Annotated in this window: 18 protein-coding genes; 8 read left to right on the top strand and 10 right to left on the bottom strand. The window is 62.3% G+C overall.

Features of this window, described 5'->3' with window-relative positions:
* Window positions 1-42: 42 nt before the first annotated feature.
* The 6 genes from LDN75_RS22925 to LDN75_RS22900 form a co-directional block, all read right to left on the bottom strand.
* On the bottom strand, window positions 43-444 hold the full coding sequence (locus LDN75_RS22925) for a hypothetical protein (RefSeq protein ID WP_223934965.1): 402 nt from the start codon (window positions 442-444) through the stop codon (window positions 43-45).
* 40 nt (window positions 445-484) lie between these two features.
* The gene (locus LDN75_RS22920; protein WP_223934964.1) at window positions 485-1,489 is read right to left on the bottom strand and encodes a hydroxyacid dehydrogenase; all 1,005 of its coding nucleotides are present in this window, start codon (window positions 1,487-1,489) and stop codon (window positions 485-487) included.
* Window positions 1,486-2,400 carry a carbohydrate ABC transporter permease gene (locus LDN75_RS22915; protein ID WP_223934963.1) on the bottom strand — a complete coding sequence of 305 codons (915 nt, stop codon included), beginning with the start codon at window positions 2,398-2,400 and terminating at the stop codon, window positions 1,486-1,488. The genes LDN75_RS22920 and LDN75_RS22915 overlap by 4 nt, the downstream gene beginning before the upstream one ends.
* Entirely contained in the window at window positions 2,397-3,326 is a 930-nt protein-coding gene (locus LDN75_RS22910; RefSeq protein WP_223934962.1) for a sugar ABC transporter permease, read from the bottom strand. Before LDN75_RS22910 ends, LDN75_RS22915 begins: the two co-directional genes overlap by 4 nt.
* A gap of 60 nt (window positions 3,327-3,386) precedes the next feature.
* The gene (locus LDN75_RS22905) at window positions 3,387-4,694 is read right to left on the bottom strand and encodes a sugar ABC transporter substrate-binding protein (protein ID WP_223934961.1); all 1,308 of its coding nucleotides are present in this window, start codon (window positions 4,692-4,694) and stop codon (window positions 3,387-3,389) included.
* Window positions 4,695-4,839: 145 nt separating this feature from the next.
* On the bottom strand, window positions 4,840-5,946 hold the full coding sequence (locus tag LDN75_RS22900; RefSeq protein ID WP_223934960.1) for a substrate-binding domain-containing protein: 1,107 nt from the start codon (window positions 5,944-5,946) through the stop codon (window positions 4,840-4,842).
* Between the two features lie 189 nt (window positions 5,947-6,135).
* Here LDN75_RS22900 and LDN75_RS22895 point away from each other — a divergent pair, with 189 nt between their 5' ends.
* The 5 genes from LDN75_RS22895 (at window position 6,136) to LDN75_RS22875 (ending at window position 10,860) form a co-directional block, all read left to right on the top strand.
* Window positions 6,136-8,022: a DUF2264 domain-containing protein gene (locus LDN75_RS22895; RefSeq protein WP_223934959.1), complete on the top strand. Its 1,887-nt coding sequence runs from the start codon at window positions 6,136-6,138 to the stop codon at window positions 8,020-8,022.
* Window positions 8,023-8,169: 147 nt separating this feature from the next.
* Window positions 8,170-8,373, top strand: a complete 204-nt coding sequence (locus tag LDN75_RS22890; protein WP_223934958.1) for a hypothetical protein — start codon at window positions 8,170-8,172, stop codon at window positions 8,371-8,373.
* Between the two features lie 66 nt (window positions 8,374-8,439).
* On the top strand, window positions 8,440-9,243 hold the full coding sequence (locus tag LDN75_RS22885; RefSeq protein ID WP_223934957.1) for a DUF1206 domain-containing protein: 804 nt from the start codon (window positions 8,440-8,442) through the stop codon (window positions 9,241-9,243).
* A 92-nt stretch (window positions 9,244-9,335) separates the two neighbouring features.
* Window positions 9,336-10,280 carry an SDR family oxidoreductase gene (locus LDN75_RS22880; RefSeq protein ID WP_223934956.1) on the top strand — a complete coding sequence of 315 codons (945 nt, stop codon included), beginning with the start codon at window positions 9,336-9,338 and terminating at the stop codon, window positions 10,278-10,280.
* 25 nt (window positions 10,281-10,305) lie between these two features.
* The gene (locus LDN75_RS22875; RefSeq protein ID WP_223937671.1) at window positions 10,306-10,860 is read left to right on the top strand and encodes an isochorismatase family cysteine hydrolase; all 555 of its coding nucleotides are present in this window, start codon (window positions 10,306-10,308) and stop codon (window positions 10,858-10,860) included.
* Here the strand turns inward: LDN75_RS22875 and LDN75_RS22870 are convergent.
* From LDN75_RS22870 to LDN75_RS22860, 3 genes are all read right to left on the bottom strand, one after another.
* Window positions 10,857-11,117, bottom strand: coding sequence for a hypothetical protein (locus LDN75_RS22870; protein WP_223934955.1), 261 nt, complete (start codon window positions 11,115-11,117; stop codon window positions 10,857-10,859). The genes LDN75_RS22875 and LDN75_RS22870 overlap by 4 nt on opposite strands.
* Complete coding sequence (locus LDN75_RS22865; RefSeq protein ID WP_223934954.1) at window positions 11,110-11,382, bottom strand: GlsB/YeaQ/YmgE family stress response membrane protein; 273 nt, start codon at window positions 11,380-11,382, stop codon at window positions 11,110-11,112. The genes LDN75_RS22870 and LDN75_RS22865 overlap by 8 nt, the downstream gene beginning before the upstream one ends.
* Before the next feature lie 333 nt (window positions 11,383-11,715).
* Window positions 11,716-11,904 carry a CsbD family protein gene (locus LDN75_RS22860; RefSeq protein WP_223937670.1) on the bottom strand — a complete coding sequence of 63 codons (189 nt, stop codon included), beginning with the start codon at window positions 11,902-11,904 and terminating at the stop codon, window positions 11,716-11,718.
* A 186-nt stretch (window positions 11,905-12,090) separates the two neighbouring features.
* Between LDN75_RS22860 and LDN75_RS22855 the strand changes: the two genes are divergently transcribed.
* Window positions 12,091-12,555: a hypothetical protein gene (locus LDN75_RS22855; protein ID WP_223934953.1), complete on the top strand. Its 465-nt coding sequence runs from the start codon at window positions 12,091-12,093 to the stop codon at window positions 12,553-12,555.
* Window positions 12,556-12,602: 47 nt separating this feature from the next.
* Here LDN75_RS22855 and LDN75_RS22850 read toward each other — a convergent pair whose 3' ends face one another.
* Complete coding sequence (locus LDN75_RS22850) at window positions 12,603-13,307, bottom strand: alpha/beta hydrolase (protein WP_223934952.1); 705 nt, start codon at window positions 13,305-13,307, stop codon at window positions 12,603-12,605.
* A 308-nt stretch (window positions 13,308-13,615) separates the two neighbouring features.
* On the opposite strand from LDN75_RS22850, the gene LDN75_RS22845 reads away from it, so the two are divergent.
* Entirely contained in the window at window positions 13,616-15,073 is a 1,458-nt protein-coding gene (locus LDN75_RS22845) for a fumarylacetoacetate hydrolase family protein (protein WP_263422408.1), read from the top strand.
* A complete protein-coding gene (locus LDN75_RS22840) occupies window positions 15,066-15,737 on the top strand; it encodes a GntR family transcriptional regulator (protein ID WP_223934950.1) in 672 nt (223 codons plus the stop codon). The genes LDN75_RS22845 and LDN75_RS22840 overlap by 8 nt, the downstream gene beginning before the upstream one ends.
* Window positions 15,738-15,742: the final 5 nt, after the last annotated feature.

Raw genomic sequence — 15,742 nt, 5'->3', positions numbered from 1 at the left:
CAGCCCGGTCCTCGGTCCAGCCGGCCGCCCGGTTCGCCCGGCTCAGGCAGCCAGGCCGGCCCCAGCCATCTCCGGCGCGGAGCGGGGCGGCAGCTCAACTATCCCAGGATCAGCCGGAACAGCATCAACTCGCACGGGCAGCTCATGGAGCATCGCGTAGCCCTGCAACTGCTCAAGCGCATCAGGTTCGATCAGCGCTCCGGTGAGATCCATCTCGACGTCGCGGCCGTCGGCCAGGCTGTTGGTGCGTTGAACGATTGGATACAGCGCGTGGAGGTTGGAGGTGGTCACGTGACCGGTTGCTGCGATCTGGATCTGCGTTCCCTCAAGGTCGACTCGAACAATTACAGAGAGCTTCTCGCTGGTCAATATGCTGCCTTTCATCCGTTCGCTGCCACGCTGCAGCCACCCCAGCGTAGGCATCAGATGTGATCTGCGCAACATTACGACGCGACCTCCTTGCGCTCGCAGCAGCGTGAAGCCGTTATGCCATGAACGCCAGATCCTCCGCCCTCACTGGAAACTGCAGCGGCTCACCTCTGGATAGCCGCAAAGCTTCGCCCACTGCACTTGCCGCCATCCGCTCCAATTCGTTACCCAGCGAGCCCGCAACGTGAGGAGTGAGCAACACATTGGGATGCGTGTAGAAGAGGGAACCAGAAGGCAGCACCCACGGTGTCGTCACGTCCAACACAGCGTACAAATCACCGCACTCAAGCCGTGCCAACAGGGCGTCCTGATCTACCAGCTCGCCGCGTGAGGTGTTGATGAAGGTGGCCCCAGGGCGCATCCGCTGGATGCGACCGGCGTCGATGAGGTTCTTTGTGGACGGTAACGACGGCGCGTGGAGGCTGACGATGTCGCTGCCCGCCACCAGCTCGTCCAGGCTTACAAGCTCGACGCCGAGAGCGCTCGCCTCAGCGGCCGAGAGGTACGGGTCGGCAACCACGATGTCCAGCTCGTACGGAGCAAGCAGCCGGATGACGTGCCTGCCGATCTTTGACGCCCCGATAATCCCGACGCGCTTGCGGTAGTTGCCCATGTCCGGAAACAGCTGTTCCGGCAGGACCTCCGTTCGGGTGCTGTGAAGGGCGCGCGCTATCTGCAGGATGCGTTTGTTGGCCAGGACGATCATGGCCACGGTGTATTCGGCCACGGGAATGGCGTTGGCGTCTGCGGCGGAACTCACCAACAAGCCCCGATCCCAACAGGTCTCACCGATGTGGTGTTTGACGCTCCCGGCGGCGTGCAGGACGTAACGTAGCCGTGGGGCAGCATCCAGGACGTCGTCGTCGATCATTGGGCAACCCCAACCCGTGATGAGGATGTCCGCTTCCGCCAGGAGTGCCCGGCCGGATGCTGAACCGAAGTCCTCGATCGGCTCCCGGCTGAGCAGCTTCAGAGCCGGCTCCAGCGGATCCAGGCTTCGGGAGGGAAACACGGCCCGGGCAGTGTTGAGAGGCATGGCCAAAGCAACGTTCAGGTTCACTTGACACTCCCCGCGGTCAGGCCGGACTTCCAGAATCGCTGGAGCATGATGAATGCGAGCAGCAACGGAATGATGGACAACAGCGATCCCGTGATAACCATCGGAGTGAACTCAGGCTGGGGGAGTGAGTATCCCTGCCAGATCGAAATGCCGACGCTGACTGGCAGCAGCTGCTGGTCCTGGAGCATTACCAACGGGAGCATGAAGTTGTTCCACACGCCAACAAACTGGAACAACGCAATGGTGATGTACCCCGGCATCATCATGGGCAGCCCCAACGAGAAGAAGGAGCGGATCGGTCCGGCCCCGTCCACGCGGGCCGCTTCCAGGGTTTCGGCCGGGACGTACGCCGCCGAATACACCCGGGCCAAATACACGCCGAATGGGTTGCAGAGGACGGGGATGAGGATGGCCCAGATGGTGTTGGTGATGCCAAACACCGAGGCCAGTAGATACATCGGCAGGACTGTGGCTGTGTTGGGAATCAGCACACCCACAAGGACCAGGCCGAAGAATGAGTCCTTGCCGCGGAACTGGAATTTATCGAACGCGTAGCCGGCCATGACGGAGATCAGTCCACCAAAAATGGCCCCAAACGTCGCGTAAAACATGGAGTTGGCCATCCAGCGGAAGAACACGCCACCATCCTGCCCAAGGACCGCGCCAACGTTCTCGAAAAAGGAAGGCTGCCCCAACGCATAAGCACCAGTGGAATAAAGGTCAGCGGCGTTCTTGGTGGAGGCAAAGAACAACCACAGGACAGGCAGCACCATGTAGGCACAACCCAGTACCAGCAGTGCGTTCACAGTGAACGCGCCCGCGAAGCCGCTGCGGGAGCGAGCCCGGCGCCGCTTCCCAAACGGCGCAACCGGACCGGTAACCCGCGGACGGGACAATGTTGAGGTGCTCATGCTTTGTTCATCCTTGAGCTAAAGCGGGTGACGGCCCAGGACAGCGCTGCGGCCATGAGCGCGATGATGATGGAGGCAGCAGCCGCCTGGTTGAGGTTGTGCCGGTTGAAGGCGGCATCGTAGGCCCACATGTTGGGAACCCAGGTGCTGGTGACGGACGCCGTGGCCTTGGAGATGATCGATGGCTCTGTGAACAACTGGAGGGTTCCGATCACCGTAAACAGCATGATGACGCTGAGTGCTGGCAGGATCAGGGGCAGCTTGATGCTGATGGCAGCACGGATTTCGCCGGCACCGTCCACGCGGGCGGCTTCCAGGGTCTCCCGCGGAACCGCCTGCAAAGCCGTGAACAGCACTATGACGTTATAGCCCGTCCACTCCCATACCGCGATGTTCACGATCGACGGCAGGATCATGTGGTTGTCCAGGAAGTTCAGCGAGATCCCGCCGGTTTCCAGGACCGAGACGATCGGGCTGACACCGGGCGTGTAGAGGTAAGCCCAGATCAGTGCGGCGATGACGCCGGGCACCGCGTGGGGGAGGAAGACGAGGAGCTGGAACAGTTTCCGGGCACGGGCTGCGGCAGCATCAAGCAGGAGTGCGAACGCCAACGCGCCTCCCACCATGCACGGGATGTAGAGCAGGCAGTACATGGCGAGGCGGCCTATGCCACCCACAAAACTCTCCGATTGCAGGACCTGCAAGTAGTTCTCAAGACCAACGAACGAGGTCTTGGCTTGGCCGAAGCCGAGCCCGGACTTCTGCTGGGCAAAGAAGCTGAGCACGATCGAGTAGATGACGGGTGCCACCATCGCCAGGGCGAACACCGCAAAGAACGGGGTCAGGAAGAGGGCGGCTGTACGGCCTCCGGTTCCGGACATCGTGCGCGGTTTGCCTTGGGAGGTGGCTGGTGCCTGGTTGGCCATGATTATTCTCCTCGCTGGTGGGGGCGGCTCCTCGAAAGGGCCACCCCCAACCGTGCGGGCCTACTCCTTGACGGAGAGACCGTTCTGCTTGAGTCCGGCTACGGTTGCGGCCTGGGCCGTATCAACGGCTTCCGCGACCTTGCCGCCGGTGGTCAACTTTCCGTACGCGTCCTTAAGGGCGGTGTTGGTGATGTCCCAGTTGGGGCCCCATTGCCATCCCGGGGTGATGGTGGAGTACGCGTTGTCGAAGACCTCATAGATGTCGTTACCGAAGTAGCTGGCATCGAATGCCTGCTGCGCAACGGGCGTCAGTCCCGGGAAGGCGAGGAAAGCCGAACCCGTGTTGCCACGGGCCTTGATCGCGTCCGGGCTGGTTGCGAGGAACTCGATGAACTTGGCCGCAGCGGCCGGATTCTTGCTGCCCTTGGTGATGTTGAAGCTGGAGCCGCCATAGAAAGCGTCTGCCGGAGTTCCCCAGTTAGGCACCTCCGCAGCGATCCATTGTCCCTTCTGGCCGCTGGCTTCCGTACGCTTCTGGATACCTGTGGCACTCCAGTTGGCGCCAAGAACACCCACGACGGCGCCGCTCGCCAAATCTGCGCTCCACTCGTCACTGAAGGACTGCTGGACCTTGACGATCTTTTCATCGATCAGCTTCTGCCAAAACGTTGCGACTTTTTGGGTGGGCTCATCGTTCACGCCCACCTTCCAGCTGTCGCCTTCGGTGCCGAACCATTTTGCTCCCGCCTGCCAGGACAGCGCGGCGGTCAGTGCGGCCTCGTTGGGGTTGAAGCTGGCCAGGTGTGCTTCCGGGGCTACTGCCTTGAGCTTCTTGCCGGCGTCCTCGAATTCGTCCCAGGTTTTGGGGACGCCGACGCCGGCCTTGTCCAGCATGTCCTTCCGGTACCACATGATCATCGGCGCGGCATCGTAGGGCAGCGCGTACGTCTCGCCGCCAAACTGCACCAGGGCTTTTGTCTCATCCGAGAGCTTGTCCACTGTTTCGGCCTTGTTGATCAACCCGTCCAGAGGCTGGAGCTGTCCGTTGCTGACAAATTGCGGAAGCTGGGGGTACTCGATCGTGGCAACATCGGGGCCGTTGCCTGCAGTGATCGCCGTGGACAACTTGGCGTAACCGCCGCTCGCTCCGTTGGGGACGGTTTCGAAGGTGACCTTGATTTTGTTCTGGCTCGCGTTGAAGGCGGCGGCTACCTTGTCCATCCCCGCCATCGAGGACCAGAACGTGATGGTCCCGGAGGGGTCCTCAGTGGGCATTGGCGTGGCTGCAGGGGTGCTGCCACAACCGGTGACGAGGGCAGCACTGGCAATGATGCTGGCTGCTCCGAGCAGAAGCTGGCGACGCTTCATTCTGTTCTCCTTTGAAGTTCACGATGCGAAGTCGTGGTGGGCGCTGGGGCACCTTGGACTAGGCACAATAAAAGCCACAAAAGTGAACATGGGCAATGAAATGAACAGAAGTAAACAGATGCCGGCTGGCTGAAGGAGTGCTTTCCTACACCTGCGTGGAGTCCCGCACCACCAGCGCTGGCGAGAGGTTCACGCGCTGCAGAGCGGACGTGCTCCCGCGTCGGGCCCCAATCCGGTTCAGGCACATCACCAATGCCTGGTGCCCGACGTCGTACTTCGGAGGTGCCACAGCGGTTAGGGGAACCGCCCCGAGGGCGGCGATTTCGTCGTCGTACGCAATGATCGCGAAGTCCTCCGGGATGCGCAGCTGCCGCTCCTGGCAGGCACTGGCGAACTGCAGCGCATCCTCATCGGTGTGGACAATCGCGGCCGTGACGTGGGTTTCGGCGCACCACGCGAGGATGCCGTCCACCACCAGGCGATGGGCCTGCGGATCGTTTTGTGCCCGGGACATCGTTCGGACCATCGAGTCCTCATGGGGGTGCCCGGCACGCTGCATGGCCCGGTGGTAGCCATCGATCAGCTGCGGCGCAGTGGGGCTGTTCTCGCGGAGGCACATGGCGATTTTGCGGTGCCCGAGGCCCAGAAGATGGTTCACGGCGATTTCCGCACCGCGCACGTGGTCACTCCGCACAGCTTCGAGCCTGCCGTGGTCCAGGGCGTCGTCAATGGAACGCTCGACCACCACCACCGGCACCTCCGCTTCGGCCAAGAGGTCCAGCGTTTCCGTGCCCGCCAACGACTGCTCACTCGGCGTGACCAGAATTCCGTCCACGCCATGTTCGTAAAGGCGGCGAAGCTGGCGCCGCTCCTCCTCGGCCGAGTAATTGGACACGCCCAGCACTAATCGCACGCCCGCTTCGTGGGCGGCGGCTTCAGCGCCGCGTATCACTCCCGGGAAGTAGTACGACGCCGACGGGACGATCATCCCGATCGTCGCCAAGGGTCGCCTCCCGCCCGGTCGCCAGGATGTTGCTTGCTGTACCGCAGTGCTGCTTCCAGCGCTGCGGCCGGTGGTGGGAACAGCGCCGCCGTGGACCCGCTCGAGCAAGCCCTGCCCGGCAAGTATTGCGAGGTCCCGCCGCACGGTCATGCCGGAAGTTCCAAGTTTGGCCGCGAACTCGGCGGCATTCAGGGAACCGTGAAGGGCCAATTCCCTCAGGATGAGCTGTTGACGATCCTCGGACAGCATGCAGGTCTCCGCCTATCAAGTTCACTTGTGTTCAGTTTGTTCAGTATGAACTATCCCGCACCCGGTCAAACATCCAAGAGATCGGTCCAACATCCGAGAGGTGCGTTCACTTTTGTTCAACTGGCCCCATCGGAGCGCCCAACGGCCTACGGTTAGGGCTCACAGAGTCAGCACGCCTGCAGGAGACCCATGGCCACCGGCTTCACCATGCCCGCCCCGGATTACGAGCTCAGCCCCATCACGGGTTGGACCCGGGAGCACTGGGTCGCGCTCGCGGACCAGCAGCTGCTCGCTGTGCGCCCCTACTTTTCCCCACGGAAGGCCCTGATCCGGCTGAACGGCCGCCCGTCGTCGTCGGGTGATTTATCCGACGCCATGGAGGGCTTCGCCAGGACGTTCATGCTGGCAGCGTTCCGGGTGGCGGGGGAGCAGGGCGACGATCCCCACGGCCACCTTGACCTTTATCGTGCGGGCCTCCTGGAGGGCACGCGGCCGGGTAGTCCTGAAGCGTGGCTACCCATTCGTGACCGCTCCCAGCCAATAGTGGAGGCTGCGTCCATTGTGCTGGGCCTGCAGCTGACCAAACCTTGGCTATGGGACACGCTGTCCGGGAAAGAGCAGGCCCAAGTGGCTGATTGGCTGCAGGGTTCCTCGAGGAGCGCCTGCGTAGACAACAATTGGGTGCTTTTCCAAGTGCTGATCGCCGAGTTCCTGGCTGGTGCCGGCCTGGAGCACAACGCGGCACAGATCGATCATGGCCTGAAGCGCCTTGAAGACTGGTACGTCGGCGATGGGTGGTACCGGGACGGTGATAACGATGGCACGGGCGATTTCTTCGACTATTACTGCGGCTGGGCCCTCCATCTCTATCCGGTTTTGTGGTCCGAGTTTGCAGCCCACCGGCACCCGGAAGCCGAGGCCAGGTCCGAGATCTACAGGGCCCGGCTCGCCGAGTTCCTGGACCACCATCCGAGCTTTTTCGGCGGGAACGGCGCTCCGGTTTTCCAGGGCCGCTCACTGATCTACCGCTACGCCGCCGTGGCTCCCGTTTTCCTCGGGGAGGCCATCTGCGCGACGCCCCTTAACCCCGGCCAGAGTCGCCGGATTGCCAGCGGTGCCGCAAAGTTCTTCCTCGACGGCGGAGCTTACGACGGCGGGCTTCCGTCACTTGGGTGGCTCGGCGCCTTTGACCCGATGACCCAGGAATACTCCGGCCCAGCGTCGCCGTACTGGACCTCCAAGGCGTTCGTGGGACTCCTCCTTCCGGCCGATCACCCGGTGTGGACGGCCGTCGAAGAGCCCTCGCCCTTGGAATCCATGGATGCCGTGCGGCACGCGGTTGGCCCCAATTACTTGCTCCACTCAACGGCTGCGGACGGCATCGCGCGCGTGCTCAACCACGGGAGCGACAAATACTACGCGCCCGGCCCAGACGACCCCCACTACCGTCGTCTCGCCTATTCGAGCCACACCGCGCCGCTCTTCACTGAGGACCCCGTGGACAACCACTTCGCAGTCCTCGATGCCACCGGGACGCCCAGCCGCCGCGCCAGGATCCACCGCCTCAAGGCCGGGCAAGGCCAGGCAGCCAGCTGGCACGCGCCGGTGTGGAACGACGCGGACGATCCCGCCGGTTCGCCGTGGCGTGTTGCAACCGGGACAGCTGCTGCCGCCGGATATGAGTTGAGGATTCACGTGGTTGAGGCGCCAGGCGCGCTCGGGCTGCGTGTACGCGACGGCGGCTATGCGCTCGCGGGGGCGCTGCCGCCCGGGCTTCATGATGGAGTGCTCAGCGTCGACGATCTCTTTGCCCGCATGTGGCCGCTGTACGGATACTCGGGCAGCGGGACTTACCGCGCCGAGGATGTGTCGCCGCTGGGCCGGCATGCCGCTTGTGGATATGTGGAGGGGCAGCTGACAGGCCGTCGCAGCATTTTCGCCTCCCTCGCGTACGTGGGAGGCAAGGCACCCGGGGCGGTTCCTGCCGCCGTCGTGATTGACGACGACGGAGGTCGCGTTAGCGGGCATGTCACGCTCTCGAGCGGGCAACAACTCCAAGTCACGTTCGCCTTCTGAACGCGGTTTTCCCACCCCCCTATTCCTGGGCCCGGGGGAATCTTGACTGAATCTTGAGATGACCCGGCGTCCTTCTTGAGGGCCCCGTCCCATGGTTGAACTATCAGCCAATGGAGCTGATGGGAACTTTCAGGAAGGACCACCGAAATGCCTGACCAGATCGCAGCCACGCCCCTGAATACCGGTGCTGCACATGTGAAGTCCGATCCCCTCGGCGGCTCCGCGGAGGCTGGCGCCCATGGAAGCGAAGTCCTCGGCCAGAACCGTGCGGTCACTACCGTACGCGAGCAGTTCAACCCTTTGGGTGTGGGGCTTCGGAGCATCTGGCCGCAGTCGGTGTGTGGTTTTTAGCAGCGTTCGAGTGGCACCATGGTGACAGGTCACAAAATAATAAGGAGGCTTGTCATCAAAGAGGAGATGAAGAAGGCCGCTGATGTGGCCGAGGATGCCTCGAACTCACGTGCCTTGGAACTGGTAGCCAGGGCCGGCTACGCCGTCAGTGGACTGCTGCACATACTCATCGGAGTCATTGCCTTTCAGCTTGCCTTAGGGCGGGGCGGCGAGGCCGACGTCAGTGGGGCCGTCGCCCAACTGGCGGCTCAACCCGTGGGGCCTATCCTGCTTTGGGCGTGCTTCTGCGCCTGTGCCGCCTTGGCTCTGTGGCAACTGGGCAACGCGATCCTGGGCTACCGCAAGGAATCGGACAACAAGCTTTCCAAACGGCTGTCAGCTGTGGCCCAGGCAATCGTATTTGCCGGCCTGGCGGCCACCATCCTGTCCTTCATCCAGGGCAAGGGGCAAAATAGTCGGGAATCTGCGAGCGATGTAACTGTCGCACTCTTGAAAGCGCCATTCGGGATAGTCCTGCTTATCGCAATTGGTGCGGGCATCATGATCACCGGCGTGGTGTTCGCCGTGCGCGGCTTTATGAGGACCTTCGAAAAGGACCTCGCGCTGTCCTTCAAGGAGCCGGTCCGCAAGTTCCAGTCCGGTGTCGGCATCGTGGGCTACATTGCCAAGGGCATCGCCCTGTTGCTCGTGGGCCTTTTGGTCATCATCGCCGCCGTTAGCGCCCAACCAGCGCAATCCACTGGCCTTGATGGGAGCTTGCGGGCCTTGAGCGAGCAGCCCTATGGGCTGTACCTTTTGGCAGCGGTTGCCGTGGGCCTGATCGCCTACGGACTGTTCCTCATGGTGAAGGCCAAAACCCTCCGGACCTAGCCTCCACTGCGCGTTTAGGGTCGGTAGTGCTTGGGTACAGCCAACGGTAGCGTCGAAAGCCGGAAATCAGACATCTGAGAAAGGCCAGAACCATGACTCAAACCGGTCCAAACCACAGCGAACAGCAAGCCAACGGGGAGCAGGGGGACCATCGCCTCACCTCCGCACCCAAGGATCCCCGCAGCGGATACCACTCCGATGAATTTCCCCAGCAGGAACAGGAACAGCCTGGCCTGACCAAGCCTTTGAATCCCCAGCCCGATCATGGCGAGTCCAGCTATGTAGGGCACGGCCGCCTCCAGGGCAAAAAGGCCCTGATCACGGGCGGTGATTCAGGCATCGGTGCTGCTGTAGCCATTGCGTATGCCCGCGAGGGAGCCGACGTCGCCATCAGCTACCTGCCGGAGGAAGAGGAAGACGCGAAGTCGACGGCGGAATGGATCCGTGAGTGCGGAGCGCAGGCAGTGTTGATGCCAGGCGATGCGCGCGACGAAAAGTTCGCGGCGGAGATCGTGGAGCGCACGGTGCAGGAGTTGGGCGGCCTTAACGTCGTCGTCCTGAACGCCGCGTACCAAAAGAACCGTGAGGGGTTGGAGACCATCCCCACCGAGGAATTCGACCGCGTCTTCAAAACCAACCTGTACTCGCTGATCTGGACAGCACAGGCCGCGATTCCGCATCTCCGCCCCGGAGCGTCGATCATTGTCACGGCGTCCATCCAGGCCTTTAATCCTTCTGCCCAACTTGTGGACTATGCCATGACGAAGGCTGCCCAAGTAGCCTTTACCAAAGCCATGGCCGAGGAACTCGGCCCGAAGGGAATCCGTGTTAACGCGGTGGCCCCAGGCCCGATTTGGACACCGTTGATCCCCGCCACGGAATGGCCCGACAAGCTTCCAACGTTCGGCCAGGACACGCCGCTGGGCCGTGCCGGGCAACCTGCGGAGCTGGCGCCCGCTTATGTGCTCCTCGCTTCTGATGAAGGCTCATACATTTCAGGCGCTGTGCTTCCCGTGACCGGCGGCAAGGGCCTCTGATCCAAGACAAGGGAGGGGTATGCGCATGATTGCCGTGCTGGTCATCGACATGCAGAACGCCTTTTTCGAAGAACCTGCCCTGAAACGTCGACAGGAAGAAGTAGTCGCGGCTTGCAACTCACTGACCAGCGCAGCGCGGGAGGCAGGGGCAAACGTCCTCTTGGTAGGTACCCAGCATGAGCGGGACAAGTCCACGTGGAGCCTGAACATGCTGGACGATGACCAGGGCTTCATCTTCAGGGAGAGTGAGCAGGCCGCGTTCGTTCCGGGCCTCGTTACGGCCGACTTTCCACAGATGGTGAAAACGCGGGACAGCGCCTTCATGGGCACCGACTTGGGGATGCGCCTCCGGAACTGGGGCGTGGACACCGTCATTCTGGCCGGAGTCTCTGCCCACAACTGCATTGCGCAGACAGCCGCTGATGCTTTCGCACATAACATCCGGGTGATTTACGCGGCCGATGCCATTGCAACAGAGAACCCGGAGGCTGCCGAAGCAGTCCTCCGGGTTCTTACCCGTGAATATCGTCAGCGGGTCTTGCCGCTTGACGAGGCGCTGAAGCTTCTCAAGGACCCCTAAGGATGGCCCGATCCGGAAGCTTCGTCATCCGGTTCGGACGAGAACGGCCTGTCTTCGGGGGTGTCTTCCGTGTTGCTTTCATCGAGCTCCGCGTCCGCGGACGGCACGGTCTTCTCGGCGTAGTCACCTGCGGTGTAGTCCCCGCCAGCATCTTTCTTCAGGGCATCAGGCGATGCGCCGGCGGCGCCATAGTCACCTTCTGAGTATTGGCCCTCGAGATCGTCCTGGTTGGTGTTGGGCGTGGTTTCGTCAGCCATGGTGGGTCCGGCGTCCTCCTGTGGCCAGGCCGTAAATCAGCAGGACGACAATGGATCCGCCGATGGCCAGGAGCCATGTCCGAATGGCGAAGAATTCTGTCAGTCCCTCGCCGAAGATCAGGCCGCCGATCCAGCCGCCCAAGAGGGCGCCAACGACGCCCAGCAGCAAGGTAACCAACCAGCCGCCTCCCTGGCGGCCCGGAAGAATAAGCTTTGCGATAGCACCAGCCAAAAGGCCGAGCAAAAGAAAACCAAAGAAACCCATTTTTGCTCCTACTTTCTTGTTGATGGAAATTCCATGAACTCGTGAAGCGGTTCAGTTCATCGGTTGTCAGTTCCAGCGGATAAGCGCTGCAACAGAACCACGTGAGGCCCAGCGGAATATGGGGCGGGACGTTTTTTGCAAACGTCGATTAAATTGTTAAATGCAGCCAAAAGCACTCCTGTCCGCACGCCTGTCCACCGGGCCGGACCGTGGTCCTACAACAGCAACGCTAGCGGGTCCCGGGAACAACAGCAAGTAACCTGACTATTTTGCCGGTTGTGGCCCTTGCCCCGCGAACTGAGGTGGTATGACGTTGAAATCCGCTACTTGTAGCTACTTGTCGTCGAAGGCGTCCTTCGCGGCGTCCTTAACTTTCTCGCCAGCCTGCTTCACGTTGGCCGACGCTTGCTCGCCCGCGCCCTCGGCCTGGAGGTCCCTGTCGCCGGTCGCTTCGCCGGTCTTTTCCTTGACCTTGCCGGCCGCTTCTTCCGCAGCATTCTTGATCTTGTCATCCAGTCCCATGGTTTTCACTCCTCGGGTTGCGATGTGGTTGCCGCCTGCGGGTTTTCCGCTGGTTGGCATTAAAGTTTAGTCCTCTTTTTCAATTCAGCAAATGATCGTTAACCGACCATCCCTGAATGTGCGCGTGACAGCGGGTGGTGGCCGGACTAGTGTCGTAGGAATAGCACCTCGAAAGGAGTTGATCCTGTGAAAGGGAAAGCATTGTTCGCCGCCGGCGTCGCTGTCGGCTATGTGTGGGGGTCCAAGTCCTGGCCGGAGGTGTACCGGCGCGTTCGCGGAGGCGCCCAAAAGGTCTGGAAGAACCCGGAAGTTCAAGAGAACGTCCATCAGGCCACCGAGGCCGTCCAGGAAACAGTCCCTGACATCCTGGATAACCTCTACGCTGCGGGCAGAAAGTTCCTGGAGAGGGCCGAAGCGATGTTTCCGGGCATTTTGGAGTCCAAGTCCGGGCCACATGGCGGCTCCAGCACCGGCTCCACTGCCTCTTCTTCTACCACTGGTTCCACCTCAACTGGTTCCACCTCAACGCCGCCAGTCAGGCCGGATGTAGTCTCCGATCCTGCGCTCGATGACACCACGGGAAGCGATTGGACGGACGAGGGCGGTGCCGCGCCAGAAGGGCCAGCGACCAACACGCCGCCCAAGCCCTGACCTCCGCAAGGTTCCTGCCCAACGGCAGGGCCGTCCGACGTCGAGCGTTAAGTGGCGCGCTCGACGACTGACAGGATGGCTTCGCCCAACTCATGTGGCTTGGTGAACTGCGGCCAATGTCCCGTGGGCAGGTCAACGTAATCGACGTCCCGGATGCGTGCGAGTTCCGCCGTGAACGGGTGCCCGGCGTCCATCCATTCCTGAAGCAGCGACGACGGGAACTGGCAGGTGATGATGGTGGCCGGGACGTCATAGCGCCGTACGTCGTGAAGATGTTGTTGGTCGAAGGCGACGCCTTTGGGTTCCGGGATGGCCCGTGCGCGGAAGGCTTCCTTGAGGTCATCGGTCAGGTCGATGAGGTCGGCGTCCTCGAAGCCTTCCCATGGGGGTAGCGGGATTTCGTCGCCGTCATCGGGCAGTTCATCATTGATCACGCCGCCCTCACCGAGTGGGCCGCTGTCCACATAGATGGCGCGGTCCACGCGGTCCGGCCGGGCGTCAACGACGCCGTGGATGATAGCGCCGCCGCCTGAGTGGCCTACCAGAACCACCTTGCCGGAGAGGGAATCCACCTTCTCCACCACGGCGTCGATGTGCGTGCGAAGGCCAATTCCGGCGCGTGGAGCGTCAACAGCCTCCAGGCCGGGAAGCGTGAGGGGGTGAACGGAGTGCCCAGCCGCCACAAGAGGCGGCGTCACCTCGTCCCACGATGAAGCGTCCAACCAGAAACCGGGTACCAGGATGATGTCCATGCGGGTACCCTACGGGAGTCCACGCGAAGGATGCACTCATTTTGAAACTTATTCCCGGCCCGTCAGTTTCTCCAGGGGGCGTGCCAGTGCCATGGCGCGCGATTCCGGCGGGCTGCATGTTGGCAAACCTGCACGCCCCTTCTGATTAACCCAACTAACTGTTGCGAGTCAGTTGGGTTGAAAAAGGGGGTTGACGTCTTTCTGATCGAAGGTCATAGTTATCGTATACGATTTCGTACTCGATAAATGTTCGATCAGGAGGAGGCGCCGTGACACTGGAGTTCCGGACCCAGGAAGTCAGCCAGGACATGCTGGCCCGCACCCGCAAAGTCATTGCCGTCCACATCAATTACCCCAGCCGCGCGGCCCAGCGCGGACGCACCCCGGAGCAGCCTTCGTACTTCCTGAAGCCTCCGTCTTCACTGGCACTTGGTTCCGCGGAGGCTCCCGGAACCGTTGAGCGCCCGGCTGGTTGCGAACTGCTCGGCTACGAAGGCGAGATCGCCCTGATCATCGGCAAGTCCGCCCGTCGCGTGGGTCTCGAAGACGCATGGAGCCACGTCGAATGGGTTACCGCGAGTAACGACCTCGGCGTCTACGATCTCCGCTACGCGGACAAGGGCTCCAACGTTCGGTCAAAGGGCGGCGACGGCTTCACGCCCGTTGGCCCCGCTTTGATCCCCGCTGACGCGGTTGATCCCGCAGCCCTGCGGATCCGCACGTGGCACAACAGCGACCTCGTCCAGGACGACACCACCGAGGACCTGCTCTTCCCCTTCGCGCAGCTTGTCGCGGACCTCTCCCAGCTGCTAACGCTCGAAGAGGGCGACATCATCCTCACCGGCACCCCGGCGGGCGCTTCCGTTGCCAAGCCGGGTGACGTCGTCGAAATTGAGGTCACCGGAGGCGACTTCAGCAGCGGCCGTCTGGCCACCAAAGTAACGGAAGGTACGACGCCGTTCGCGGACTTTGGTGCCCAGCCCAAGACTGATGACACCCAGCGGGAGGAGGCCTACGGATCGCGGGAAGCTGCTGGTTTGGCGCCTGCTGCGAGTGTGCTTTCGCCCGCGTTGAAAGCGAAGCTGGAAAGTGTCGCGACCGCTACCCTTTCTTCCCAGATGCGCAAGCGTGGACTGAACAACGTGAGCATCGACGGCCTGCAGGCCACCCGCCCGGACCGCAAAGTGGTGGGCCTCGCCCGCACCCTGCGTTACGTGCCTAATCGCGAGGATCTGTTCAAGACCCACGGTGGCGGGTTCAATGCACAGAAGCGCGCCATCGATTCCGTGAACGAGGGCGAAATCCTTGTCATGGAAGCCCGCGGCGAAAAGGGCACCGGCACGGTAGGCGACATCCTCGCGCTGCGTGCCCAGGTGCGCGGCGCTGCCGCCATCATCACCGACGGCGGCGTGCGCGACTACTCGGCCGTGGCCGACCTGGAGATGCCGACCTACTTCGCGAATCCACACCCGGCAGTGCTGGGCCGCCGGCACATTCCTTGGGACACGGACATCACTATCGCGTGCGGCGGCGCCACGGTTCAACCGGGGGACATCATCGTGGCCGACTCGGACGGCATCCTGGTGATCCCGCCAGCCATCGCCGAGGAACTCGTGGAGGACTGCATCCAGCAGGAAAAAGAAGAGACGTTCATCTTCCAGATGGTCCAGGAAGGCAACAGCGTCGACGGACTTTACCCGATGAACAAGGAATGGCAGGCCAAGTTTGCCGAGTGGCAGAGCCGGCAAGGAGCCCAAGGTGACTGAAACCGCCGTCGAAAGCGCCGCCGCCCAAAGCAAGTCCCAGCAGGCGTATGCCGCCGTGAAGGCGAGGATCGTGGAGGGCACGTACACGCCGGGTTACCGGCTGGTGCTTGCCAAAATCGCAGAGGACCTGGGCTTCAGCGTCGTTCCCGTGCGGGAAGCGATCCGCCGACTGGAAGCCGAAGGGCTGGTGAAGTTCGAGCGAAACGTGGGAGCCACGGTCTCCGGCATCGACCCCACCGAGTACCTCTACACGATGCAGACGCTGAGCATCGTGGAGGGTGCCGCCACGGCGCTGTCCGCTCCGCTGATCGATTCCGTGTCCATTGCCCGGGCCCGTGCGGTGAACGAGGAGATGCGCGAGTGCCTGGAGCACTTCGATCCCGTCCGCTTCACGGCGCTCAATCAGGACTTCCACAGCGTCCTGTTTGAACACTGCCCCAATCCGCACATTCTGGACCTCGTTCACCGGGGATGGAACCGGCTGGCGTCCCTGAGGTCCTCCACGTTCCGGTTCGTTCCCGGCCGCGCCCAGGAATCGGTGCGCGAACACGAGGCGCTGCTTCAGCTCATCGAGTCTGGAGCAGACGCCGACACGATCGAACACGCCGCCCGCCGGCACCGCGCTGCCACCCTCGACGCATACCTGGCACAAGCAAATCAGTAAGACAA

It is taken from the genome of Arthrobacter sp. StoSoilB5 (assembly GCF_019977235.1).
In the GTDB taxonomy this organism is placed as follows: Bacteria; Actinomycetota; Actinomycetes; order Actinomycetales; family Micrococcaceae; genus Arthrobacter.
Note: the sequence above shows the minus strand (reverse complement) of the source record. Positions and strands in the feature narration are given on the sequence as shown.